Consider the following 20,997-nt stretch of genomic DNA (forward strand, 5'->3'; position numbering starts at 1 on the left):
ACGCCAACCGATGGGCCGATTCCTACGCTGCGCTCAATTTCAAGGAGGCAGCAGGGGCCCATGGGCAGCGCACTCGTTCCAACCACCTATAACGACAAGGTCGTCCGGCAGTTCCTTGCCGCGGCCGTGTTCTGGGGCATCGTCGGCATGGCGGTCGGCGTGCTCGCCGCGGCACAGCTGGCGTGGCCGGCACTCAACTTCGACATTCCGTGGCTGACCTACAGCCGCATCCGCCCCTTGCATACCAACGGCGTGATCTTCGCCTTCGGCGGCAGCGCGCTGATGGCCAGCTGCTATTACGTCGTGCAGCGCACCTGCCACACGCGCGTGTTCTCGGACAAGATCGCCACCTTCACCTTCTGGGGCTGGCAGGCCGTGCTGGTGTCGGCGGTGATCACGCTGCCGCTGGGCATCACCCAGAGCAAGGAATACGCCGAGCTGGAATGGCCGATCGATCTGCTGATCGCCATCGTCTGGGTGGCCTTCGGCGTCAACTTCTTCGGCACGCTGGTCAAGCGCCGCATCCGCCATATCTACGTGGCGAACTGGTACTACGGCGCCTTCATCATCGCGGTCGGCCTGCTGCATATCGTCAACAACATCGCCATCCCGGTGTCGCTGGGCAAGTCGTACATCGTCTACTCCGGCGCGGTCGACGCGATGGTGCAGTGGTGGTACGGGCACAACGCGGTGGCGTTCTTCCTGACCGCCGGCTTCCTGGCGATGATGTACTACTTCGTGCCGCGCCAGGCCGAACGCCCGCTGTGGAGCTACCGCTTCTCGATCGTCAACTTCTGGGCGCTGATCTCGATGTACATGTGGGCGGGCTCGCACCACCTGCTGTACACGGCGCTGCCGGACTGGGTGCAGTCGGTCGGCATGATCTTCTCGCTGATCCTGCTGATGCCCAGCTGGGGCTCGGCGGCGAACGGCCTGATGACCTACAACGGCGTCTGGTACAAGCTCAAGACCGATCCGATCACGCGCTTCATGGTGATGGCCCTGGTGTTCTACGCCGCGGCCACCTTCGAAGGCTCGATGATGGCGATCAAGTCGGTCAATGCGCTGTCGCACTACACCGACTGGACCATCGCCCACGTGCATTCGGGTGCGCTCGGCTGGGTGGCGATGATCACCATCGGATCGCTTTACGCCATGGGTCCGCGCGTGTTCGGCCAAAGCGAGATGTACTCCACTCGCCTGATCAACGTGCATTTCTGGCTGCACGTCGGCGGCACAATCATGTATGTGTTCGCCATGTGGACCGCGGGCGTGACCGAAGGCGTGATGTGGCGCAAAACGCTGCCCACCGGCTCGCTGGCCTACAGCTTCATGGACAGCCTGCGCGCCATCCATCCCTTCTACATCATCCGCGCCATGGGCGGCGGACTCATCGTCGGCGGCATGTTCGTGATGGCCTGGAACATGTGGCGCACGTATGCGCCGGCCCGCGTCAGCGGCATCGAGCCGGTCGCCATTCCGCAGGGAGCCTGAGCCATGAGCCACCAACCACCCGTCGGCTTCCGTCGTTACCGCTATTTCGAGTTCATCGAAACCCACGCCGGCTTGCTCGGCATCCTGATCGCCATCGCCGTCTCGTTTGGCGGCATGGCCGAAATCATCCCACTGTTTTTCCAGGCGCATGTGGTGAAGGCCGCGCCTGGCGTGGAACCGCGCGACCCGCTCAAGCTGGCCGGCTTTGACGTCTATGTGCGCGAAGGCTGCTACGGCTGCCACTCGCAGATGATTCGTACGTTGCGTGCCGAAACCGAACGCTACGGCCATTACTCCGAGGCAGGAGAGTCGGTGTACGACCATCCGCACCAGTGGGGCAGCAAGCGCACCGGCCCGGACCTCGCCCGCGTCGGCGGCAAGTACAGCGACGACTGGCAGCGCCAGCACCTGATGAACCCGCGCAGCGTGCCGGGCGGCAAGGACTCGAACATGCCCGGCTATCCGTGGCTGGCCGAACGCCCGCTCGATGCCGCGGACGTGCAGTCGCGCATGAAGGTGCTGCGCATGCTCGGTACGCCGTACGACGACGCGGAAATCGCATCGGCGCCCGACGTGCTCAAGGGCAAGACCGAGATGGATGCGCTCGTCGCCTATCTGCAAAGCCTCGGCACTGCCCTGCCCGCCATCGGCGTGCACAACCGTCAGGCAAGCACCACGGAGGCCGCGCCGTGAACAGCGCATGGATCGGACATCTGTACGGCGTCAGCATCCTCGTCCTGATGACGCTGTTCCTCGGCATCTGGGCCTGGGCCTGGAGTCGTCATAACAAGAAGACCTTCGACGCGGCGGCCCGCCTGCCGCTCGAAGCGGACCGGCGCGTGAACGAACGCGCATCGCAGGAGGCACGTCCATGACCTTGTTCTGGAGCATTTACGTCGGCGTGCTGGTCACCAGCAACCTCGCCCTGGCGATCTTCCTGTACTTCTACGGTACGCGGGTGAAGATCCCGATCGAAGGCGACGGCACCACCGGCCATAGCTGGGACAACGGCCACCTGCGTGAATCCGTGCGCAGGCTGCCGCGCTGGTGGGCCGTGATGTCGCTTACCTCGATCCTGGTCGCCATCGGTTACCTCGTGCTGTTCCCGGGGTTTGGCAATTACAAGGGCCTGCTCGGCTGGACGTCGGAAAAGCAGGTCTCCGAGGCGCGCGAAGAAAACGCTGCGCGCCTGGAGGAGCTCTTTGAGCGCTACCGCAAGTACCCGGTCGACAAGCTGTCTGACGACGCCACCGCGCGCCAGTACGGCCATCGCCTGTTCCAGGACAACTGCGCCGCGTGCCATGGCGCCCAGGCCGAAGGCGGCCACGGCTTCCCGGCACTGACGGTCAATGGCGATGACGGCGACTACGTGGTGGCCACCGCCTTGACGGGACGCACCGGCGTGATGCCGCCCTGGGGGCAGGTGCTGGGCGAGGAAGGCGTCAAGGATGTCGCCAACTACGTGCTGAGCCTGTCCAACGAGCCGCATGATGCCGCGAGCGCCACCGCTGGCAAGCCGAAGTTCGAGCAGACCTGCGTCGCCTGTCACGGCGCCGACGGCCATGGCAACAAGGCGTTGGGTGCGCCCAATCTCGCCGACCAAAGCTGGATCTACGGCAAGGATCTGGCGACCGTCGAACAGACCATCCGTGACGGTCGAAGCGGTCACATGCCGGCGTGGAAAGACCGGCTGGGCGAAGACCAGGTACGCCTGATCGCTGCATGGCTGCGCCACAACGCCCTGGAGCACAGGGCCAGCGAAGACGCCGTTCCGGTCGCCGATACGCGCCCATGAGCATGCCCGTCGATCGCCCCTTCCGCTGGTATCGCGAGCCCGTCGCATGGCTTGGCATCGCCGTGCTGATCGGGGCGATCGGTGGCTGCATCTCGCTGATTCGAACGGCATCGCAACACGTGGACGCCGATCTGCCGGACCCGGTGGATCGGCGTGCGCGCATGCAGGTGTCGGCGCAGCGATTCTCTTCCACGTTGCCGGCTCAGGCACGACTGGAACGACAGGACGGCGAACTGCATCTGCAAGGCTCGTCAGAATCGAGCGCGCCTGCGACGGTGCAAGTCCTGTTCTGGACCACGCGCGCCGAACACGACGTCAGCGTGCCGATGCATCGCCGCCCCGACGGCAGCTACGTCGGCACGGTACCGACACTCCCCGACATGCCGATGCATGTGCGCGTCGACACGCCATCGCGTGACGACGCCCTGGTCGGCGAATGGCCAGCCCTGGCCGATGCCACTGATTTGCGGGAACCCGCGCGTTGACCTCAAGCGTTTGCCACCATTGCGGTGAACCCGTTCCTGCAGGGACGCATTTTCAAGCCACGATCCGCGATCGTCGTGCGACGTTTTGCTGCGCCGGTTGCAAGGCCGCGGCCGAGTGGATCGAGCAGCTTGGCCTGGGCGATTACTACCAGTTGCGCAGCAGCCCGGCGCGCAAGCCGGAAGACGACGACCTTGCCGGACTCCATGTGTGGACGGACGCCGACCTCGACCGCCACGTCGTTCGCGTGGTCGATCCGGCGCAAAGCGAAGTCTGCCTGCTGATCGAAGGTATGCGATGTTCGGCATGCGTGTGGCTGATCGAACGCAGCCTCGGCGCGCTGGCAGGTGTCACAAAGGTGCAGGTCAATGCCTCGGCGTCCCGGGCGCGCGTGGTCTGGGATACACAGCAGACACCGCTTCCCACCCTGCTGGAAACCATCGCGCGTGCCGGCTATCGCGCACTCCCGCTGGACGCCCGTGCGCTTGACGATGCGCGGCGTCACGAGACGCGCGATGCGCTCAAGCGACTGGCCGTGGCCGGCTTCGGTTCGATGCAGGCCATGATGTATGGCGTGGCCTTGTATGTCGGCGCCTTTCAGGACATGGATGACAGCACCCGTGATCTGTTGCGGTGGATCGGCTTTGTCGTTGCGACGCCGGTCGTGCTGTATGCGGCCAAACCCTTCTTTGCGGGCGCGTGGCGCAACCTTTGCGCGCGCCGCCTGGGCATGGACGTGCCTGTTGCACTCGCCGTAGCACTGATCTACGCCGCCAGCCTGGTCGAGGCGTTCAAGGGCGGCGCCGAGGTGTACTTCGACTCGGTCAGCATGTTCGTGTTCTTCCTGTTGCTGGGGCGCTTCCTTGAAATGCGCGCACGCCACCGCTCGGGTGACCTGGTTGACGTGCTGGCCCGCATGACGCCGACGGTGGCCGACCGCTATCGGGAGGACGGCAGTCTGGAACGCGTGGCGGCGACCACCCTGCGAGCCGGCGACGTGGTGCACGTCGCTGAGGGCGGCGCGATTCCTGCCGATGGCGTCTTGCTCGACGAGACCTGCCGGGTCGACGAATCCCTGCTTACCGGCGAATCGGTGGCCGCGGCAAAGCACCATGGCGACATGCTGGTCGCGGGGAGCGTTTTGCAGGACGGACCGGTGCGCGTACGCGTGGAGCGCGTCGGCGCCGACACCGCGCTGGCTGGCATCGTGGCGATGGTCACACGCGCGCAAACCGAACGCCCACAACTGGCGGTGGCAGGTGAAAACGCCGCATCGCGTTTCGTGGCGCGCGTCCTCGCACTGACTGTGATCACGGCGATCGGCTGGTCGATGGTCGATCCCTCGCGCGTGCTGACGGCCACACTGGCCGTACTGGTGGTGTCCTGCCCCTGCGCCTTTGCTCTCGCCGTGCCCGCGGCCATGACGCGTGCGCTGGCCGTATTGGCGCAACGCGGCGTGCTGGTCGCGCACGCTGATGCCATCGAAACCCTGGCCCTGGCCGACCACGTGGTGTTCGACAAGACCGGCACTCTGACCCTGCCTTATTTCCGCCAGCACATCGGCGACCCCGAAGCACTGGCGCTGGCCGTTGCGCTGGCACGGGCCAGCAGTCATCCGGTGGCGAAGGCCATTGCCGAATCGCTGGACGCCGCCGAGTCACTTCCCGTCGCCGAACAGGTCAAGGTACACGTCGGCCAGGGCATCGAAGGCACCATCGCGGGTAAGCGTCTGCGCCTGGGGCGCAGCAGCTTTGCGCTACGCGGGCTCGCTGGCGAAGGAGGCCTCGCGGATGCCGTATTGCTGGCGGATGATCAAGGTGCGCTCGCGGTGTTCCATCCGCAGGAACGCCTGCGCGCGGGTGCGGCCTGGTGCGTGTCCGAGCTGCAGGAGCAAGGGCTCGAGGTCGAGATCGTCAGCGGCGATGCCTCGCGTCGTGTGCATGCGATCGCTTCGGCCCTGGGTGTGAGCCGCTGGCGCGCCGGTCAGCGGCCGGAAGACAAGCTGACCCGTTTGCAGGGGCTGCGCGCCCAGGGCAAACGTGTGATCGCCGTGGGCGATGGCATCAATGATGCCCCGGTGCTGGCCGGTGCGGACGTGTCCGTGGCCATGGGAAGTGGCACGCAGCTCGCTCAGGCCAGCAGCGATATCGTGTTGACGTCGACACGATTGCAGGCGCTTCCCGAAGCGCGGCGCATTGCCATCCGCACCTTGCAGATCCTGCGCCAGAACCATCGCTGGTCGCTGGTCTACAACCTCTGCGTCGTACCCCCTGCCGCTTTCGGTCTGGTGCCGCCATGGCTTGCTGCCATCGGCATGTCCACCAGTTCGTTGTTCGTCGTCCTCAATGCATTGCGCATTGGCCGCGACGAAAAAGCGCAGGACGCGCTGACCCGGGAAGCCCACGCATGACCACCATGTTGATTTTGATTCCGCTGACCTTCCTGCTGCTCTTGGTGGCAGGCGCGGCGTTCTTCTGGGCCGTCAACCAGGACCAGTTCGAAGACATGGACAGCGCCGGTCTGGTGCCGTTGACCGACCGCGCCACGCAAGCTGGCAAGGAGAAGGAATCGCCGTGACGGGCAGCCTCAACATAGTGGCTGCGCTGTTGCTGGGGCTGGCGGCATCCGGGCATTGCGTGCTGATGTGCGGGGGTATCTCCGGCGCGCTCGCGCTGGGGACGCAACGCAATGCGCGCGGGAAGCCAAAGGCCTCGTTGCTATTGGCCTATCAGCTCGGGCGCCTTGCCGGGTATGCCATGGCGGGCATCGTGTTCGGCTCGATCGGCGCCGGGCTTTTCCTGCTGTTTGACCAGGATGGGTTGCGCACGGGCCTGCGCATGCTTGCCGCGCTCGCTTTCGCACTGGCTGCACTCGCGCTCTGGCGCGGCCGTGGCTGGCTCGAAAGCGCCCTTGGCTCACGCGTATGGCGCCGACTGGCACCGCAGGCTCGTCGACTGTTCCCGGTGAACAACGTCGCGCGCGCCATGGGCATTGGCTTGATCTGGGGCTGGATGCCCTGCGGCTTCGTTTACACCGTCCTGCTGCTGGCACTGGCAAGCTTCGACCCGTGGCGAAGCGCCGCGACCATGCTGGCTTTTGGCGTTGGCACCCTGCCCTCCATGCTGGTAGCAGCCTTTGGTGCAGGGTGGTTCGCACGATGGATGGCGACGCGCACGGCACGCAACGCGACGGCAGGCATCCTGGTCTTGATGGCGCTGGCGACGCTGGCCGGCCCCTGGCTCGCCCATTGGGGCATGCCGCATCTGACGCGCTGGATGCCGATGGATTGCTGAGTGGCGCTTATCGCGTGCGGTGAGTTCGATTAACCTCACGGGATGTCTTGTTCGCTCCCGCTTCCGCCGATCCGCACATGAGCACGTCGCCCTTGTTCATGCTTGCCGCGCCTTGCCAGCACAGCGAGGACATCAAGAAGAGCCGCTTCCTCGCCCAGGCTGCACCCGTGCAGTCGCCGGACGAAGCGCTGGCCTTCGTGCGCAAGGTGTCCGATCCGGCCGCGACGCATAACTGCTGGGCTTATCGCATCGGACAGGACTATCGCTTCAATGATGACGGCGAACCCGGTGGCACCGCCGGTCGCCCCATCTTGCAGGCGATCGAGGGCCAGGGCATCGACCTGGCGGTGGTGGTGGTGACCCGTTGGTATGGCGGCATCAAGCTCGGTGCGGGCGGCCTGGTTCGCGCCTATGGCGGTACGGCCGCGGAATGCCTGCGCGTGGCGGCGCGCGTGCCGATCATCGTGTCGGTCCGGATGCAGATCACGTGCGAGTTCGCCGAGCAGGCCCTGCTCAAGGCGCGCCTTCGCGAGCTGGGCGCGGATGTGGAGAGCGAATCGTTCGAGGCTGACGGCGTCACCCTGGTGTTCCGCATGCCGCAGGATGTCGCGACCGCGGCGTCCGCGCGGGTGGTCGATATCACCCGGGGACGCGTGGAGCCGCGCTGGGTGGATTAACACATCATGGCGCCCTAACGGTTGGAATGAACTCCCCACACCCCCATCTGCGCTCCATTGCGGCCAGAATCCCACGCATGAGCACTCCTCCGGCAACCGACACCCCGCCCCAACGCCGCCTTGGCGCCCTGCGCCAGATCTGGCCTTTCCTGAAGCCGCATCGCGCGCTGGCCATCGGCTGGCTTGTGTTCCTCGCCATATCGTCCGGCTCGACGCTCGTCTTGCCCATGGCCGTGCGACACATGATCGACCAGGGCTTTGGCAGTTCCAGCGCCGCGGCGATCAATGCCACCTTCCTGGGACTGTTCGGCGTGGCGGTCGTGCTCGCCTTCTCCACCGCCGCACGCTACTTCTGCATCACGCTGCTGGGTGAACGCACGCTGGCAGCCTTGCGCGCAAAGCTTTATGCCCACGTCATCCGCCTCGATGTCGGCTTTTTCGAGCGCAGCCGCGTGGGAGAACTGATCTCGCGACTGGGCACGGATACCGAGGTGGTCCAGGCGCTGATCGGCTCGGGTATTTCGGTTGCCTTGCGCAGTGTCGTCACGCTGGTGGGTGCGGTCATTGCGATGACCATCACCATCCCGCGCCTGGCCGGCTTCACCGCGCTGGTCATCCCCGCGATGATGCTGCCGATCCTGGTGTTCGGTCGTCGCGTGCGGAAGCTTTCCCGCCAAAGCCAGGACCGGCTGGCCGATGCCGCCGCCATCGCCAACGAAACGCTCAATGCCGCGCCGGCGGTAAAGGCCTACGCTCGCGAAGATATTGAAAGCACGCGTTACGGCAGCGCCATCTCGCGGGCACTGGCCACGGCACGCAAGCGCATCGGCACGCGCTCGATGCTGACGGCAGCGGTGATCGTCCTGATGTTCGGCGCCATCACGCTGGTGCTGTGGATCGGTGCACGTGACGTGCTGGCCGGTACGCTGACGGCTGGCGTGCTCAGCCAGTTCGTGCTGTATGCGATTTTCGCTGCGGGCTCAGTGGCCGGCTTGTCCGAGGTCTGGGGTGACGTGCTGCGCGCGGCCGGTGCCATGGAGCGCATCGGTGAACTGCTGCATGAGCGTGCTGACATCAGCAGCCCGGCACAACCCACCCTGCTTCCGCGTCCAGTGCGTGGCGAGCTGCGCTTTGATCAGGTCGAATTCCACTACCCGTCGCGTCCGGATGCGCCGGCGCTGCATGATTTCTCCCTGAGCATCGCGCCGGGCGAAACCGTGGCGTTGGTCGGGCCGTCCGGTGCGGGCAAGAGCACGGTGTTCTCCCTGCTCCTGCGCTTCTACGATCCGCAGCGTGGACGCATCAGCCTCGATGGCGTGGATCTGAAGGCGCTGGCCTTGCCTGAACTGCGGGGCGGTATTGCCCTGGTTCCGCAGGAGACGGTGATTTTCAGCGGCACGGCGGCGGACAACATCCGTTTCGGGCGCGAGGACGCCAGCAACGAAGAAGTCGTCGAAGCAGCCCGCGCGGCCGAGGCGCATGAGTTCATCAGTGCCCTCAACGGCGGTTACGAGTCCGAGCTTGGCGAACGTGGTGTGCGACTTTCCGGCGGCCAGCGCCAGCGCATTGCGATCGCACGCGCCATCCTTCGCGATGCGCCGCTCCTGCTCCTGGATGAAGCGACGTCCGCACTTGATGCACAGTCCGAAGCTGCCATCCAACAGGCGCTCGAACGTCTGGAAAAGGGCCGCACCACGCTGGTTATCGCCCATCGCCTTGCCACCGTGCAGCGCGCCGACCGCATCGTGGTGATGGACGGCGGTCGCATCGTGGCACAGGGCACGCACGACAGCTTGCTTGCCGAAGGTGGCTTGTATGCGGAGCTGGCCCGACTGCAGTTCGTGGCCTGACTCACAAGGCGAGGACGATCACGTCCTCGCCTCGCTTTACAGCCGGCGAAGCGCCGCCACCATGTCGGCAATCTGCGCCGCGTCGCTGCGGATCTCGCCAGCTTCCATGTCATCCAGCGCCGGGCGCTGGTACTGCATGCCGGATGGCAGCTGGCGCTTGGCCGAGGCATGGAACTCACGCGCACCCGTCGTGGCGACCAGGCCGGCGATGTTGGTCGCCGAGATGCCGGCGCCGGGCATGACGCTGATGCAACCGATGCCCTGGGTGACCAGCTTGCGCAGGGTCATCGCCCCGTCGATGGCCGAAACCTGGCCACCCGAGGTAAGTACTCGCTCCACGCCAAGCGTGATCAGATCCTCCAACGCGCGCTCCAGATCGCGCGTCAGATCGAAGGCGCGATGGAAGGTGACGCCCATGCGGCCAACGGCATTCATCAGCGACTTGCAGCGGGCGACGTCGACGTCGCCTTCGGCGTTGAGCACACCGATGACCACGCCGTCGCAACCCAGTGCCTCACAGGTTTCGATATCCCGCTGCATCTGCTCGCATTCGAGGTCGGTGTAGAGGAAATCACCTGCGCGCGGGCGAATCAGCACATACAGCGGGATATGCACGTGTTCGCGTGCCATGGCGATCTGCGCCACCGAGGGCGTGATGCCGCCCAGCTCCAGCGCAGAACACAATTCCACGCGCGAGGCGCCGCCCTGCTGGGCGGCGATGGCGGAGGCCACCGAATTGGCGGCGACCTCCAGCGTGTACGGCAAGGCCATCAGTAGACGCTCTTGGACGCAAACAAGGCGTCCTGCTTGCCGGCATCGCACACCGCGTAGGAGAAGCCGGACTGGATGGCATAGGCGCCGATCTCGCCTTCTCGATTCATGGCGATAAAGCCGACCTGCAGGTCCTTCATGTTCGGACGGCGCTTGACGATGCGCATGACCGCCTCTTCGCACGCCTGCTGCGGCGAGCGGCCCTGACGCATCAGCTCGACCACCAGGAAGCTGCCGACATTACGGATGACTTCCTCGCCGACGCCGGTCGACGTGGCGGCACCGACTTCACCGTCGACATAAAGACCCGCACCGATGATCGGGCTGTCACCCACGCGACCGCGCAGCTTCCAGGCCATGCCGCTGGTGGTGCAGGCGCCGGCCAGCCGGCCGTGCTCGTCGATCGCCAGCATGCCGATGGTGTCGTGGTTGTCCTTGCCGCCGGGCAGGCCCAGCGTGGCGTCGGGCTTCTTGCCGTAGTCGCGCACTTCGCTGTTGGCCACGGGCTGGTAATGGGCGGTCTTCTGCCATTCCTTCCAGGCTGCCTCGGATTCAGGCGTAAGCAGCTTCTCCTTTTTGAAGCCCTGCTCCACGGCGAATTGCAGGGCGCCCTCGCCGACCAGCAGCACGTGCGGGGTGCGCTCCATAACGCGGCGCGCCACGGAAATGGGATGGGCGATGTTTTCGAGGGCCGCCACGGCGCCGCAGCGACCGTCGGCGTCCATGATGCTTGCATCGAGGGACACGTGGCCGTCGCGGTCGGGGTAACCGGCGCGTCCGACACTGTGGTTTTTCAGGTCGGCCTCCGGCACCTGGACGCCCTTTTCCACAGCGTCCAGTGCATGGCCATGACTGGCCAGTACCTGCCAGGCCGCGAGGTTCGCCGGCACGCCGAAGTCCCAGGTGGAGATGACGCGCGGCATGCGCTTGCCGGACTTGGCGGGGGCGTCTGCGCCGGCGGCCAGCACCTTGCCGCCCACGGCCATGGCCGATGCGCCAAGCAGCGACGCCTTCAAGAAGTTTCTACGGTTTGCCATTTGCTACTCCACTGAAAAAAAGAAAACCCCGCGCCTCGCGGCGCGGGGTCTTCAATGACATCGATGGCCGGCATGGATCCGGCTCGTCGAATCAACCCGCGAGTTCGACGCCAGAAGCCTGGGCGCCCTTCGGGCCCTGCGTCACTTCGAACTTCACGCGCTGGCCTTCCTGCAGGCTGCGGAAGCCCTTGGCGTTGATCGCCGAAAAGTGGACGAACACGTCCTCCCCACCGTCCTCAGGCGCGATGAAGCCGAAGCCCTTGGCGTCGTTGAACCACTTGACCGTACCGAAACGCATTGCGTGAACCTCTGAATCATGGATTGGATGCACCATGGTGTCCTGCAGAACCACCTAAACCCCTTGGTCCGCCGCCCCTGGCACAATAGGAAGTATCAACATGTTTCATGGTAAAGCGCAATATCCGGACTCGCTTTCCCCCAAACCGGTGGGCCAGGCTGATCAGCTTTTAAGCAACTGGGCAAGAATTCGCGGCACCTCGGCCGTTGCTGCGGCCAGGTGGGCGAAGATCTCCTCGATCGAAATCTCGTCCTCGTCCCCGCAGCCGGCCGCGAAGTTGGCGACCAGCGCAAGGCAGGCATAGGCAACGTCCAGCTCGCGCGCCAGTACGGCTTCGGGCATGCCCGTCATGCCGACCAGATCGCAACCGTCGCGCTTCATGCGCGCGATCTCCGCCCGGGTTTCCAGTCGCGGACCTTGTGTTGCACCGTAGCAACCGCCGTCGAGCACGGCGACGTCAGCCTTTGCGGAGGCCTCGATCAACTCCCGGCGCAGCGACTCGGTATACGGCTCGGAGAAATCGATGTGCCGAACCTCGGCGCCTTCGACGTCGCAGAAGCTGGTGTAGCGACCGTGGGTGTAGTCGATGATCTGATCCGGCACGACGATGACGCGCGGCCCCATGTCCGCACGGATCCCGCCCACCGCATTGACGCCAATGACCTTGCGCGCGCCCAGCGAGTGCAGCGCCCAGAGGTTGGCCCGGTAGTTCACCCGGTGCGGCGGCACGGTATGGCTTTCGCCATGGCGCGCCAGGAAGGCCACTCGCTTGCCGGCGAATTCGCCGACCACCACGTCACCCGACGCCGGGCCGTACGGCGTGTCGACGCTATGGCGCGAAGTGTTTTCCAGACCAGGGAACTGGTAAAGGCCGCTGCCGCCAATGACGGCCAGATCGATAGTCACGTGGGTGTGTCCTTTTCTTGGGTCAGCCGCGCAGGGCGGCCAGCCGGGTAGCGTAATTCTGGAGATGGCGCGCCATGGCCTCACGCGTGCGCTCGTCGGCCAGCTTGCCGTCGACGATCTTGGTATGTGCCTGGAACACCAGTACCTCGCCCTGCGGCTCGGTCTGGGCCCCGGCGCGGCGAAGCACCAACCGCAATGCATCCTGCGCACGCACGGTGCCGGTGATGCCGGGGCTCGCGCCCATGATGCAGACGATCTTGCCGGCGAGCGCAGCGACCTTGCGCTCCTTGCCACTGCGCGATGCCCAGTCAATCGCGTTCTTGAGCACGCCGGTGATGCCGCCGTTGTATTCGGGACAGGCGATCAGGATGCCGTCGGCCTCGTCGATGGCCTGCTTCAGCGCAGCCACCGGCGCGGGGTCGCCCTGCTCTTCCACGTCCTGGTCGAACAGGGGCAAGTCATGCAGCCGGTGGATGCGTATGTTCATCCCCTCCGGCGCCAGCTCCTGCGCGGCGTGCAGCAACGCGGTATTGAACGAGGCAGCGCGCAGGCTGCCGGAAATGCCCAGGATGTTCATGCGGTAGTCCCCGACTCGCGCGAGGCGATTACTTAAGTGCGTAGATGGCTGGCAGGTTGCGGCCCTGCTCGTAGTAGTCCATGCCGAATCCGAACACGTAGCGATCCGGGAGCTCGACGCCATTGAAGTCGGCGGCGATACCCTCGACCAGGCGATCGTGCTGCTTGGTGCACAGGCTGACGATCAGCACTTTCTTCGCGCCGCGGCGCAAGCAGTCATCGCGGACGGCCTTCAGTGTGTGCCCCTCGTCGAGAATATCGTCAACCAGAAGGACAGTACGGCCTTCCAGCGGGACCATCGGCTCACGCAACCAGGTGAGTTCGCTGCCTGAGGTGGCACCGCGATAACGGGTGGCGTGCACGTAGTCGAATTCCACGTCCGTGCGAATGGCCAGCGCCAGATGTCCGGCGAAGATCAGCGCACCGTTCATCACGGTGAGGAACACTGCCCTTTCGCCATCGAGCGCCGCATCGATCTGGCGCCCCATGTCGGCAATGACGCCTTCGAGGGTGGCGCGGTCGAACAGCAGATCGGAATCGGCAAGCGCGGCGCGAAGCGACGGCGCGGCCTTGGCGGCGGGTGCGGTCATGAGTGATGTTCCTGGGCGTCGAGCGCCGTGATGCGGGCGATGAAGCGATCGCGTTGCGGGTTGTCGGTGAGGCCTTCCCAGGTGGCGCCCAGGGCACCACGCAGGGGCGAGAGTCGTTCGGGCGACGCGGCGGCGCGCCCCTGGACGGCGGCGATGGCCTCTTCGACCACGTCAGGGAAGCAGGCCAGCACGAGATCGCAGCCGGCGTCGAGGTGCGCATGCACGCGCGCGGCCACGCCACCGGCAGCACCGGCGGCGGCCATGCTGATGTCGTCGCTGATCACCGCGCCCTTGAAGCCGAGCTCACCGCGCAGGATCTGCTGGATCCACACATTGGAAAAACCGGCCGGGTTCGCGTCGACTTCCGGATAGACCACGTGCGCCATCATCACGGCTTCGACGCGGGCATCGATGCACTCGGCGAATGGGTAGAGATCGTTGCGGCGGATGGTCTCCAGGCTGCGCGGATCGACCGCCGCGGCCTTGTGCGTATCCACTTCGACCGAGCCATGCCCGGGGAAGTGCTTGAGCACCCCCGCCATGCCGGCCAGATGCATGCCGCGCACATAGGCCTGGCCCAGTTCGGCGGCAGCGGTGGGATCGGCATGGAATGCGCGCAGGCCGATGGCCGCGTTGCCACGGGCCAGATCCACCACGGGGGCAAAACTGAAATCCACGCCGATCGCGCGCATTTCGCTACCCATCACCCATGCGTGTTCTTCGGCGAGGCGGATCGCCTCATTCGCATCGCGATCGTAAACCTCGCCCACACTCGACAACGGCGGCAAGCGGGTAAATCCATCGCGGAAACGCTGCACCGGCCCGCCTTCCTGGTCGACGGCGACGAGGATGTCTTCGCCAGCGACCTCGCGAATCGATTCGATGAGCGCCATCACCTGGTCGCGCGACGCGAAGTTGCGGGCGAACAGGATGACGCCTGATACACCCGGCGCGACCAGCCAGCCACGCTCGGCATCGGAAAGCTCCAGACCCGCCAGGCCGATCATCAGCATCCGCCTTCTCCTTCCTGTGCCCGTGCATCAGTGGCATCACGCTCGGCCTGCGACCAACGCGCATACGGATGAGCGATCAGGTTGACGTTGTAGTAGCGCACCAGCGAACTCACTTCGGTCCCAAGCCACGAGGGCGTCGGATACGCAGCGTCTGCGGCGTCCAGTTCCACTTCCGCCACGACCAGCCCCGCGTTGTCGCCCTTGAACTCATCGACCTCGAACAATACGCCGTCGACAGTGACAAAGTGGCGAATCTTTTCCACCACGCCGTCGCACAGATCCGCCAGCATGCGGCGCGCATCGTCGACGGGGATGTCGTATTCGTATTCGGCCCGCTCGATGCCCAGCTCGGCCGACTTGATGTTCAGCCAGGCCTTCGGCCCAGCCAGGCGCACCCGGACCGACGATCGTGCCAGACCGGCCTGCAAGGCAGCGCCGCTGATGAGGTAGCCCTGCGCCATCGCTTCGCTGCGCGCGGCAGTGGCACGCCAGTCGTCACCGCGAACAAGAAACTTGCGTTCAATCTCGACGCCCATGCCGGCCTCAGTCGCGTTCGAACAAGGCGATGGATTCCACGTGCGCGGTGTGCGGGAACATGTCCATGACGCCTGCCGCACTCAGGCGGAAGCCGTGCTTCTGCACCAGGATGCCGGCGTCGCGCGCCAGTGAACCCGGATGGCAGGACACATAGACCACGCGATGCGTATCGCGACCCGGCAGGTATTCCAGCACCTTGTCGGCACCAGCACGCGGCGGATCGAGCAGGATCTTGTCCCAGGACTGTTTGGCCCACGGCATGTGGCGCTGGTCTTCGAACAGGTTGGCGACTTCAAAACGGGCGTGCTGGATGCCATTGCGCATGGCGTTTTCCGCCGCGCGCTCGACCAGCCCATGCTCGCCTTCGATGCCCACGGCTTCGGCGACACGCCGGGCAATGGGCAAGGTGAAGTTGCCCAGTCCACAGAACAGATCAAGCACGCGATCCGTCGGCTGCGGATCGAGCAGTTCCATGGCGCGCGCCATCATGCGCTGGTTCATGCCGGCATTGACCTGCACGAAATCCAGCGGACGGAACTCGAGCTCGACGTCCTGGATATCATCACGTCCACTGCCGATGCGGAACGACAGGCGGGCATCTTCCGGCCACAGCGCATGCACGCTGCTGATGCCACCGGGCTGCAGGTAGATGGCGAAACCGTGTTCCTTGCCAAAGGCCACGAGAGCGGACGTATCGCGTTCACTCAGCGGCTTGAGGTGACGGAACACCAGGGCCATGATGTCGTCGCCCGCGGCGAACTCGATCTGCGCGATGTCCTGCGCCGCATCCATCCCGCTGATCAGGTTGGCGAGCAGGCCGATCTTCGGGCCCAGCGACGGGTGCACGACTTCGCACTGTTCGATATCGGCGACGAAGCGCGGATTGTCTTCTTCGCGGAAGCCGACGAGCACGCGACCCTTCTTGGTGACATAACGCACCGACAAACGGCCCTTGCGCCGGTAACCCCAGGGCTGGTCAGTGAGCGGCGGCAGCCACGTCTGCGGCGTCACCTTGCCGATGCGCTCGAAGTTCTCGGCCAGCACGCGCTGCTTGGCATGGATCTGCGATGGCGCGTCCATGTGCTGGAGCGAACAACCGCTGCACTGGCCGTAGTGACGGCACTTCGGCTCGACACGATGTTCGGAGCGGGTGCGCCACTCCACCACCTCGGCCTCGTCAAAATGGCGATGGCGCTTGCGGATGCGCAGGAGGACGTCCTCGCCCGGCAGGGCACCCGACACGAAGACGGCCTTGCCGTCCACGCGCGCGACACCGCGGCCGTCGTGACTGAGGTCGATGATGTTGGCTTCGAATTCTTTCATCAGCAGCTTTCAAAAAGGCGTACGCCCGGACAGGTGACGCTCCGGGCGGACACTTGAGTGGGAATGAGGCGCGGCGCGGTCTATTTCTGCTTCCACGCGCCCGAGGCGTCCTGATAATACCAGCCTGCCTTGGCCCGCTCGACCCAGCCCTTGGCAAAGGTGGCGCGGATCTGCGACTCCCACTCCGGATGGTTGTTCGCATTGGCCACTTCGCGATAAAGCGCGTTGCGGTCGCGGTTTTCGTCGGCCACGGTCGCATTCACCTCGGCACGCTGGTTCAAGGGCACCAGGGCTGCATCGCGCACGGCGACGAGGCCGTCCTTGGTGAAGCCGACGGCGCCGGCATCGAACAGGGACCCGAGCGAACTACGAAAGCGCTCCTGCATGCGGCCACGGATCGCTTCGCTGGTGGCGGTCTGGACGCGGATGTCCGGCTGTTCTGCGGCATAGGCGGCCGGGATCAGCAGGTCCAGCAACATCGCAGACGGCTGCTTGCCGGGCTTGGAAGGCTCCGGAGTATCCGAACTCCCGGACGGCTTGGCCGCAGGCTTGCTGTTATCCAGCACCGTGCCGATGAACTGGTCGGCAGCCTTCTGCGCAGCGGCTTCCGGGAAGTACACGTTGATGGTGACGCATCCCACCAGGGCCACGAACAGCGACGTCAACAAGAAATACACGAGCTTGCGCATGACCGGCTCCGGTTGATGGAACGCCAAGACTACCGCGAATCAGTGCACTTCCGGCGTCGTGCCTTCGGTCGCAGCCTTGAGGCGACGGACCAGGGTCGGCCAGTCCACTTGGGTCTGGTGACCGACCACCTGAAGGCGGGGAATGCCGCTGCCTTCGACGATGGTGTAGCCGTCCGCATCGGCGCCGTCCAGCCCGCTCATACGGCAGACATTGCCCTGGAGCGTGCAGTTGAGTCCGATGCGCTTGTATCCGAACGTCTTGAACAGTTTCAGCACGGCGCCCTGCAAGCCGGCCGCAATGCCACCGCCGCCCACCGACACGATGCTGTTGACCGCGCGCTGACTGATACGCCCCCCGCTGCCTGCCAGCAGGCGGGCCTGGAATGCCACCGGACTCCAGTTCACCAGGCGCAGATCCTCGATCGAACCGTCCATGCGACCGGTGATGTTGCCGATGTCGAAGACGCTGGTCATGGCGCCCAGATCCAGCTGCCGCAGCGTGACATCGCCCGCGAGCACGGGACTGGTGCCGAACGGATCCTGCAGCGACAGACGGGTCACGTCGACGAATCCGTCGAACACGTTCACCGACAAGCCACCTTCGAGTTCCACCCGATCGTCGACCCAGCGCAGGGACGGAATCGCCCCACCCAGCGTACCGGGGAATTCCGGCCATCCCATGGTGCGGCTGAAGGCAGCCATGTCGACGCCGGTCAGCGCCATCGACGTACTGAAGCGCTTGCCGCGTGCGGCCGCCGGACGCCAGTCGAGGGCATCCAGGTGCAGGCGGCCATTGAGTACGCTGATGTCGACGGGCTTTTGCATCGCCAGCGTGCCATCGCGACTCAGCCAGCTGGTCTGCGCTGCGCCATTGGCGAGACGGTAGATCTGCAGGCTGCGCCAGCTGAGCGTCGTGGCAGGACGATCGCCGCGGAGCGTCCAGTCCATGCCACCTTTGAGTCCGGCCACGGACATGCGGCCATCGCCATCGGCGAAGTCGAGTCCATCGGTATCGAAAGCAAAGCTGCGCAGGCCGTCATCATCCATGTCGAGCGCACCGCTCAACTGCCCGTTGATGCGCGCATTGCGCATGCCCATCGTGGCGAGCCAGGACTGGCCGTAGCGCTGATAGGCCGCCGGGAAACTGGCTTCGAACTTGCTGAAGGTCAGGCGCTGGAGATTGCCTTTGGCATCGAAGCCGAGTGAGCCGTCCAGTTGCAGCGCATCGGCGTCGCCAATGCGCAAGCGACTGAGGTCGACAGCGCCGTTCTTTGCGCTGGCGTCCAGGCCAAGCTGCACGGCGTGATCGGGGAGTTTCGCGTAGACCGGCCCCATCAGCAGCTCGCCGCCGCGAAGGCTGCCGTCCAGACCGATGCGGGTCGGCCCCGAGGTCGTGTCCAGATTGAGCCGGCCGGTAGCATTGACCTTCTGCCCCGCCATCGTGCCTGTCGGCGTATCGAAGCCCAGCTCGGTGAGACCGAACTGCCCGGACGCCTGGACACCGTTCTGCTGGATATCCAGAGCGAGCTCGGCGTCGACCCGGCCACCGGTCAAGCGGCCCGACCAGGCGCCGGCCAACAGACCCTGGAGCCAGCCACTGGGCAGGTCGCTGAGGCTGATCTGCGCATGGGTCGGCTGGTCCAGCGGAAGGGCTGTGCTGGCGGTGGCCTTGCCCTGGCTCAGATCCGCCTGGAAGGTGTTGGCCGCGTCATCCAGCACCAGGTTGACCGTGGCGTCGCTCAAGGCGCCGCCGGGAGCGCCGGTCATCTTGAGGGTGCCGTCGAACAGCCAGCGCAGGTGGGTATCCCGCGACAGCACGCCCTGCATATCCATGCCGACGCGGCGCCAGCCAATGGCGGATACCTCCGCGCGGCTGGCCTTGATCCGAACCGTCAGACCACCCTGCCCGTCCTCGCCTACGCGGATCTGGACGTCCTGCAGCTTTACGCCGGGGGCGGAAATCGTCCTGGCCGCGAGCACCGTGTCGGCGCGCGCGGGTACGGCCAGGGCCAAACCCAACAAGGCGCACAGATACAACCAAAGGTGGCTTGATGTGAGACGCATGTCGCGCCATTCTGCCAAAATCAGCTGAACGACACGGACTAGTCATGTTCAACACCCCTACTTCCGGCCCTTCCGGTTCTCCGGATTGTTCCAACACCCTGCGTGTCCTGGTCGCGGACGACGACCCGGCCAGCCGGCTTTTCCTCGTGGAAGCCATGCGTACGCTGGGTTTGAGCGCCGAGGCCTGCAATGACGGCCCCTCGGCCATTGCCCGGGGTCGGGAAGAAACCTTCGACCTGCTCCTCCTCGATTGCCGCATGCCCGGGGCCGGGGCCGAGGAGGTCCTGAGCGAGTTGCGGGCCGACCCACAGGCCCATTCAGGCGAAAGCACGGCCGTCGCCACCAGCGCGGACATGGACGCTGCCCAGCGCCAGCAACTGATTTCCAGCGGTTTCACTGACGTACTTCAAAAGCCCTGCGACCTGGCCGACCTGCGTCGCATCGTGTCTCTGGTTCACCCGCTGATCTCGACGCAGCCGGTGCTGGATGACAGCCAGGGCCTGGCCAGCACCGGCAATCCGCAGATCCTTCAGGCCATGCGGTCCCTGCTTCGCGACGAGCTGGTGGCGCTTTATCAGGAGCTGGACAGCCTCAGACCGGAGAGCCCCGCATTTGCCGACCGGCTCCATCGCCTGCGCGCGTCATGTGGCTTCTGCGGCGCAGTGGCCCTGGCCGAGCGCGTGGTGCAGGTGCGTGATTGCCTGGCGTCCGGTGGCAGGGTGCCGGAGGATGTGCTCGGCCGGTTTCGGCAGACACTGATTTCCACCATCGAGGCGCTCGATCCGCACGTCACCGTGGCCTGATCATTCGCGCTGCAACGGCACCGCGAACTTCAACGTGCATGGCCTAACGCCTGACCGCAGCACCCAGGACGCGCCATGCGCGCAGTTCAGCGCCACCCAGATGAAAGCGGATGACGTCCCTCATCATGCTGCGCAGTGCCGAAAGCCCCACGGTGTCCGGCGCCTGGTCGCTTCCCAGGGCCAGCAAGTCGCTGCCCCGCAAGGCATGCGGGACATCAGCCCGGCACGGCGTGGCACCCAGTTCAGCGTGATAGCGGTAGTGAAGCCCGGGCGCGATGGGTTCGCCTGACTCGCCCTCGAATTCCAGCTGCAACGCGTAGCCGCAGACATCAAGCAAGTCGCGTTCAAACCTGCGCAGCGTCCAGGCCTGCGATTCGCTCGATCCCAGGCGCGCCAGCAGGGTGGCGTAGGCCTCGAAAAGATCCGGCATGGGATCCTGGCGAACGGTTAGCCGGACCACCAGTTCATTGACGTAGAGACCAGCCAGGCCAGCCTGCCCTTCGAGGCGAACGCCGGGGCCCACCGATTCGGCACCCTGCAAGGCGGCCAGTTCGCCCTTGAGCATGAGATCCAGCGACAATCGCTGGAAGGGCTCCAGCTGGGATCGCTGGAGCCGCGCCTTTTCGCGCCGTACGCCCCGTGCCACCACGCCGATACGACCGAATTCGGGCGTCAGGCATTCGAGCAGCATGGAGGTTTCGCGGTAAGGCCGCGCGTGCAGGACGAAGGCTGGCTGTTGCTGGACTCTCATGGCGGGAGCTCAGACGAAATCGTCGCGCGGGAGTATCGGGGCCAACG

At 65.4% G+C, this 20,997-nt stretch carries 23 protein-coding genes; 11 read left to right on the top strand and 12 right to left on the bottom strand.

Features of this window, described 5'->3' with window-relative positions:
• Positions 1 to 60: 60 nt before the first annotated feature.
• From ccoN to EYV96_RS05460, 10 genes are all read left to right on the top strand, one after another.
• Positions 61 to 1,494, top strand: coding sequence for a cytochrome-c oxidase, cbb3-type subunit I (gene ccoN / locus EYV96_RS05415; RefSeq protein ID WP_131150442.1), 1,434 nt, complete (start codon positions 61 to 63; stop codon positions 1,492 to 1,494).
• A gap of 3 nt (positions 1,495 to 1,497) precedes the next feature.
• Positions 1,498 to 2,187, top strand: coding sequence for a cytochrome-c oxidase, cbb3-type subunit II (gene ccoO, locus EYV96_RS05420; protein ID WP_131150443.1), 690 nt, complete (start codon positions 1,498 to 1,500; stop codon positions 2,185 to 2,187).
• Positions 2,184 to 2,369, top strand: a complete 186-nt coding sequence (locus EYV96_RS05425) for a cbb3-type cytochrome oxidase subunit 3 (protein ID WP_131150444.1) — start codon at positions 2,184 to 2,186, stop codon at positions 2,367 to 2,369. The genes ccoO and EYV96_RS05425 overlap by 4 nt, the downstream gene beginning before the upstream one ends.
• On the top strand, positions 2,366 to 3,289 hold the full coding sequence (ccoP, locus tag EYV96_RS05430) for a cytochrome-c oxidase, cbb3-type subunit III (RefSeq protein WP_131150445.1): 924 nt from the start codon (positions 2,366 to 2,368) through the stop codon (positions 3,287 to 3,289). The genes EYV96_RS05425 and ccoP overlap by 4 nt, the downstream gene beginning before the upstream one ends.
• Positions 3,286 to 3,774, top strand: coding sequence for a cytochrome P450 family protein (locus EYV96_RS05435; protein ID WP_131150446.1), 489 nt, complete (start codon positions 3,286 to 3,288; stop codon positions 3,772 to 3,774). The genes ccoP and EYV96_RS05435 overlap by 4 nt, the downstream gene beginning before the upstream one ends.
• Positions 3,771 to 6,182: a heavy metal translocating P-type ATPase gene (locus EYV96_RS05440; protein ID WP_131150447.1), complete on the top strand. Its 2,412-nt coding sequence runs from the start codon at positions 3,771 to 3,773 to the stop codon at positions 6,180 to 6,182. Before EYV96_RS05435 ends, EYV96_RS05440 begins: the two co-directional genes overlap by 4 nt.
• Positions 6,179 to 6,349 carry a cbb3-type cytochrome oxidase assembly protein CcoS gene (gene ccoS, locus EYV96_RS05445; RefSeq protein WP_131150448.1) on the top strand — a complete coding sequence of 57 codons (171 nt, stop codon included), beginning with the start codon at positions 6,179 to 6,181 and terminating at the stop codon, positions 6,347 to 6,349. The genes EYV96_RS05440 and ccoS overlap by 4 nt, the downstream gene beginning before the upstream one ends.
• Positions 6,346 to 7,065 carry a sulfite exporter TauE/SafE family protein gene (locus EYV96_RS05450; protein ID WP_131150449.1) on the top strand — a complete coding sequence of 240 codons (720 nt, stop codon included), beginning with the start codon at positions 6,346 to 6,348 and terminating at the stop codon, positions 7,063 to 7,065. The genes ccoS and EYV96_RS05450 overlap by 4 nt, the downstream gene beginning before the upstream one ends.
• A 77-nt stretch (positions 7,066 to 7,142) precedes the next feature.
• Entirely contained in the window at positions 7,143 to 7,742 is a 600-nt protein-coding gene (locus EYV96_RS05455) for an IMPACT family protein (RefSeq protein ID WP_131150450.1), read from the top strand.
• A gap of 77 nt (positions 7,743 to 7,819) precedes the next feature.
• Positions 7,820 to 9,592, top strand: coding sequence for an ABC transporter transmembrane domain-containing protein (locus EYV96_RS05460; protein WP_131150451.1), 1,773 nt, complete (start codon positions 7,820 to 7,822; stop codon positions 9,590 to 9,592).
• 36 nt (positions 9,593 to 9,628) lie between these two features.
• Here EYV96_RS05460 and EYV96_RS05465 read toward each other — a convergent pair whose 3' ends face one another.
• The 11 genes from EYV96_RS05465 to EYV96_RS05515 all read right to left on the bottom strand — a co-directional run bounded on the left by EYV96_RS05465 (position 9,629) and on the right by EYV96_RS05515 (position 19,396).
• Positions 9,629 to 10,363, bottom strand: a complete 735-nt coding sequence (locus EYV96_RS05465) for a copper homeostasis protein CutC (protein WP_131150452.1) — start codon at positions 10,361 to 10,363, stop codon at positions 9,629 to 9,631.
• On the bottom strand, positions 10,363 to 11,400 hold the full coding sequence (locus EYV96_RS05470) for a glycosylasparaginase (RefSeq protein ID WP_131150453.1): 1,038 nt from the start codon (positions 11,398 to 11,400) through the stop codon (positions 10,363 to 10,365). The genes EYV96_RS05465 and EYV96_RS05470 overlap by 1 nt, the downstream gene beginning before the upstream one ends.
• 91 nt (positions 11,401 to 11,491) lie before the next feature.
• Positions 11,492 to 11,698 (bottom strand): cold-shock protein, encoded by a 207-nt coding sequence (locus EYV96_RS05475; protein ID WP_131150454.1) that lies wholly within the window; start codon positions 11,696 to 11,698, stop codon positions 11,492 to 11,494.
• A gap of 162 nt (positions 11,699 to 11,860) precedes the next feature.
• Positions 11,861 to 12,604: an S-methyl-5'-thioinosine phosphorylase gene (locus tag EYV96_RS05480; protein WP_131150455.1), complete on the bottom strand. Its 744-nt coding sequence runs from the start codon at positions 12,602 to 12,604 to the stop codon at positions 11,861 to 11,863.
• Positions 12,605 to 12,626: 22 nt separating this feature from the next.
• Positions 12,627 to 13,181, bottom strand: a complete 555-nt coding sequence (locus EYV96_RS05485; protein WP_131150456.1) for an NADPH-dependent FMN reductase — start codon at positions 13,179 to 13,181, stop codon at positions 12,627 to 12,629.
• A 28-nt stretch (positions 13,182 to 13,209) separates the two neighbouring features.
• A complete protein-coding gene (locus tag EYV96_RS05490; RefSeq protein WP_131150457.1) occupies positions 13,210 to 13,770 on the bottom strand; it encodes a hypoxanthine-guanine phosphoribosyltransferase in 561 nt (186 codons plus the stop codon).
• Entirely contained in the window at positions 13,767 to 14,783 is a 1,017-nt protein-coding gene (gene nagZ / locus EYV96_RS05495) for a beta-N-acetylhexosaminidase (protein ID WP_131150458.1), read from the bottom strand. The genes EYV96_RS05490 and nagZ overlap by 4 nt, the downstream gene beginning before the upstream one ends.
• Entirely contained in the window at positions 14,777 to 15,319 is a 543-nt protein-coding gene (locus EYV96_RS05500; RefSeq protein WP_131150459.1) for a CYTH domain-containing protein, read from the bottom strand. Before EYV96_RS05500 ends, nagZ begins: the two co-directional genes overlap by 7 nt.
• A 7-nt stretch (positions 15,320 to 15,326) precedes the next feature.
• Complete coding sequence (gene rlmD / locus EYV96_RS05505) at positions 15,327 to 16,643, bottom strand: 23S rRNA (uracil(1939)-C(5))-methyltransferase RlmD (protein ID WP_131150460.1); 1,317 nt, start codon at positions 16,641 to 16,643, stop codon at positions 15,327 to 15,329.
• An 80-nt stretch (positions 16,644 to 16,723) separates the two neighbouring features.
• Positions 16,724 to 17,332, bottom strand: a complete 609-nt coding sequence (locus EYV96_RS05510; protein WP_131150461.1) for a YdbL family probable chaperone protein — start codon at positions 17,330 to 17,332, stop codon at positions 16,724 to 16,726.
• Between the two features lie 39 nt (positions 17,333 to 17,371).
• Positions 17,372 to 19,396, bottom strand: coding sequence for a translocation/assembly module TamB domain-containing protein (locus tag EYV96_RS05515; RefSeq protein WP_131150462.1), 2,025 nt, complete (start codon positions 19,394 to 19,396; stop codon positions 17,372 to 17,374).
• A gap of 44 nt (positions 19,397 to 19,440) precedes the next feature.
• Between EYV96_RS05515 and EYV96_RS05520 the strand changes: the two genes are divergently transcribed.
• The gene (locus EYV96_RS05520; RefSeq protein ID WP_131150463.1) at positions 19,441 to 20,199 is read left to right on the top strand and encodes a response regulator; all 759 of its coding nucleotides are present in this window, start codon (positions 19,441 to 19,443) and stop codon (positions 20,197 to 20,199) included.
• 43 nt (positions 20,200 to 20,242) lie between these two features.
• On the opposite strand, the gene recO is transcribed toward EYV96_RS05520, so the two are convergent.
• Positions 20,243 to 20,950, bottom strand: coding sequence for a DNA repair protein RecO (recO, locus tag EYV96_RS05525; RefSeq protein WP_131150464.1), 708 nt, complete (start codon positions 20,948 to 20,950; stop codon positions 20,243 to 20,245).
• Positions 20,951 to 20,997 lie beyond the last annotated feature (47 nt).

Origin of the sequence: Dyella terrae (assembly GCF_004322705.1) — a bacterium.
In the GTDB taxonomy this organism is placed as follows: domain Bacteria; phylum Pseudomonadota; class Gammaproteobacteria; order Xanthomonadales; family Rhodanobacteraceae; genus Dyella_D; species Dyella_D terrae.

Coding starts and splice junctions, on each gene's coding strand:
- rlmD (WP_131150460.1), bottom strand. CDS start 16,643: ATGAAAGAATTCGAAGCCAACATCATCGACCTCAGTCACGACGGCCGC.
- nagZ (WP_131150458.1), bottom strand. CDS start 14,783: ATGCTGATGATCGGCCTGGCGGGTCTGGAGCTTTCCGATGCCGAGCGT.
- EYV96_RS05465 (WP_131150452.1), bottom strand. CDS start 10,363: ATGGCCTTGCCGTACACGCTGGAGGTCGCCGCCAATTCGGTGGCCTCC.
- EYV96_RS05485 (WP_131150456.1), bottom strand. CDS start 13,181: ATGAACATCCTGGGCATTTCCGGCAGCCTGCGCGCTGCCTCGTTCAAT.
- EYV96_RS05470 (WP_131150453.1), bottom strand. CDS start 11,400: ATGGCAAACCGTAGAAACTTCTTGAAGGCGTCGCTGCTTGGCGCATCG.
- recO (WP_131150464.1), bottom strand. CDS start 20,950: ATGAGAGTCCAGCAACAGCCAGCCTTCGTCCTGCACGCGCGGCCTTAC.
- EYV96_RS05475 (WP_131150454.1), bottom strand. CDS start 11,698: ATGCGTTTCGGTACGGTCAAGTGGTTCAACGACGCCAAGGGCTTCGGC.
- EYV96_RS05515 (WP_131150462.1), bottom strand. CDS start 19,396: ATGCGTCTCACATCAAGCCACCTTTGGTTGTATCTGTGCGCCTTGTTG.
- EYV96_RS05460 (WP_131150451.1), top strand. CDS start 7,820: ATGAGCACTCCTCCGGCAACCGACACCCCGCCCCAACGCCGCCTTGGC.
- ccoO (WP_131150443.1), top strand. CDS start 1,498: ATGAGCCACCAACCACCCGTCGGCTTCCGTCGTTACCGCTATTTCGAG.
- EYV96_RS05435 (WP_131150446.1), top strand. CDS start 3,286: ATGAGCATGCCCGTCGATCGCCCCTTCCGCTGGTATCGCGAGCCCGTC.
- EYV96_RS05500 (WP_131150459.1), bottom strand. CDS start 15,319: ATGGGCGTCGAGATTGAACGCAAGTTTCTTGTTCGCGGTGACGACTGG.
- EYV96_RS05490 (WP_131150457.1), bottom strand. CDS start 13,770: ATGACCGCACCCGCCGCCAAGGCCGCGCCGTCGCTTCGCGCCGCGCTT.
- EYV96_RS05520 (WP_131150463.1), top strand. CDS start 19,441: ATGTTCAACACCCCTACTTCCGGCCCTTCCGGTTCTCCGGATTGTTCC.
- ccoS (WP_131150448.1), top strand. CDS start 6,179: ATGACCACCATGTTGATTTTGATTCCGCTGACCTTCCTGCTGCTCTTG.
- EYV96_RS05455 (WP_131150450.1), top strand. CDS start 7,143: ATGAGCACGTCGCCCTTGTTCATGCTTGCCGCGCCTTGCCAGCACAGC.
- ccoP (WP_131150445.1), top strand. CDS start 2,366: ATGACCTTGTTCTGGAGCATTTACGTCGGCGTGCTGGTCACCAGCAAC.
- EYV96_RS05510 (WP_131150461.1), bottom strand. CDS start 17,332: ATGCGCAAGCTCGTGTATTTCTTGTTGACGTCGCTGTTCGTGGCCCTG.
- ccoN (WP_131150442.1), top strand. CDS start 61: ATGGGCAGCGCACTCGTTCCAACCACCTATAACGACAAGGTCGTCCGG.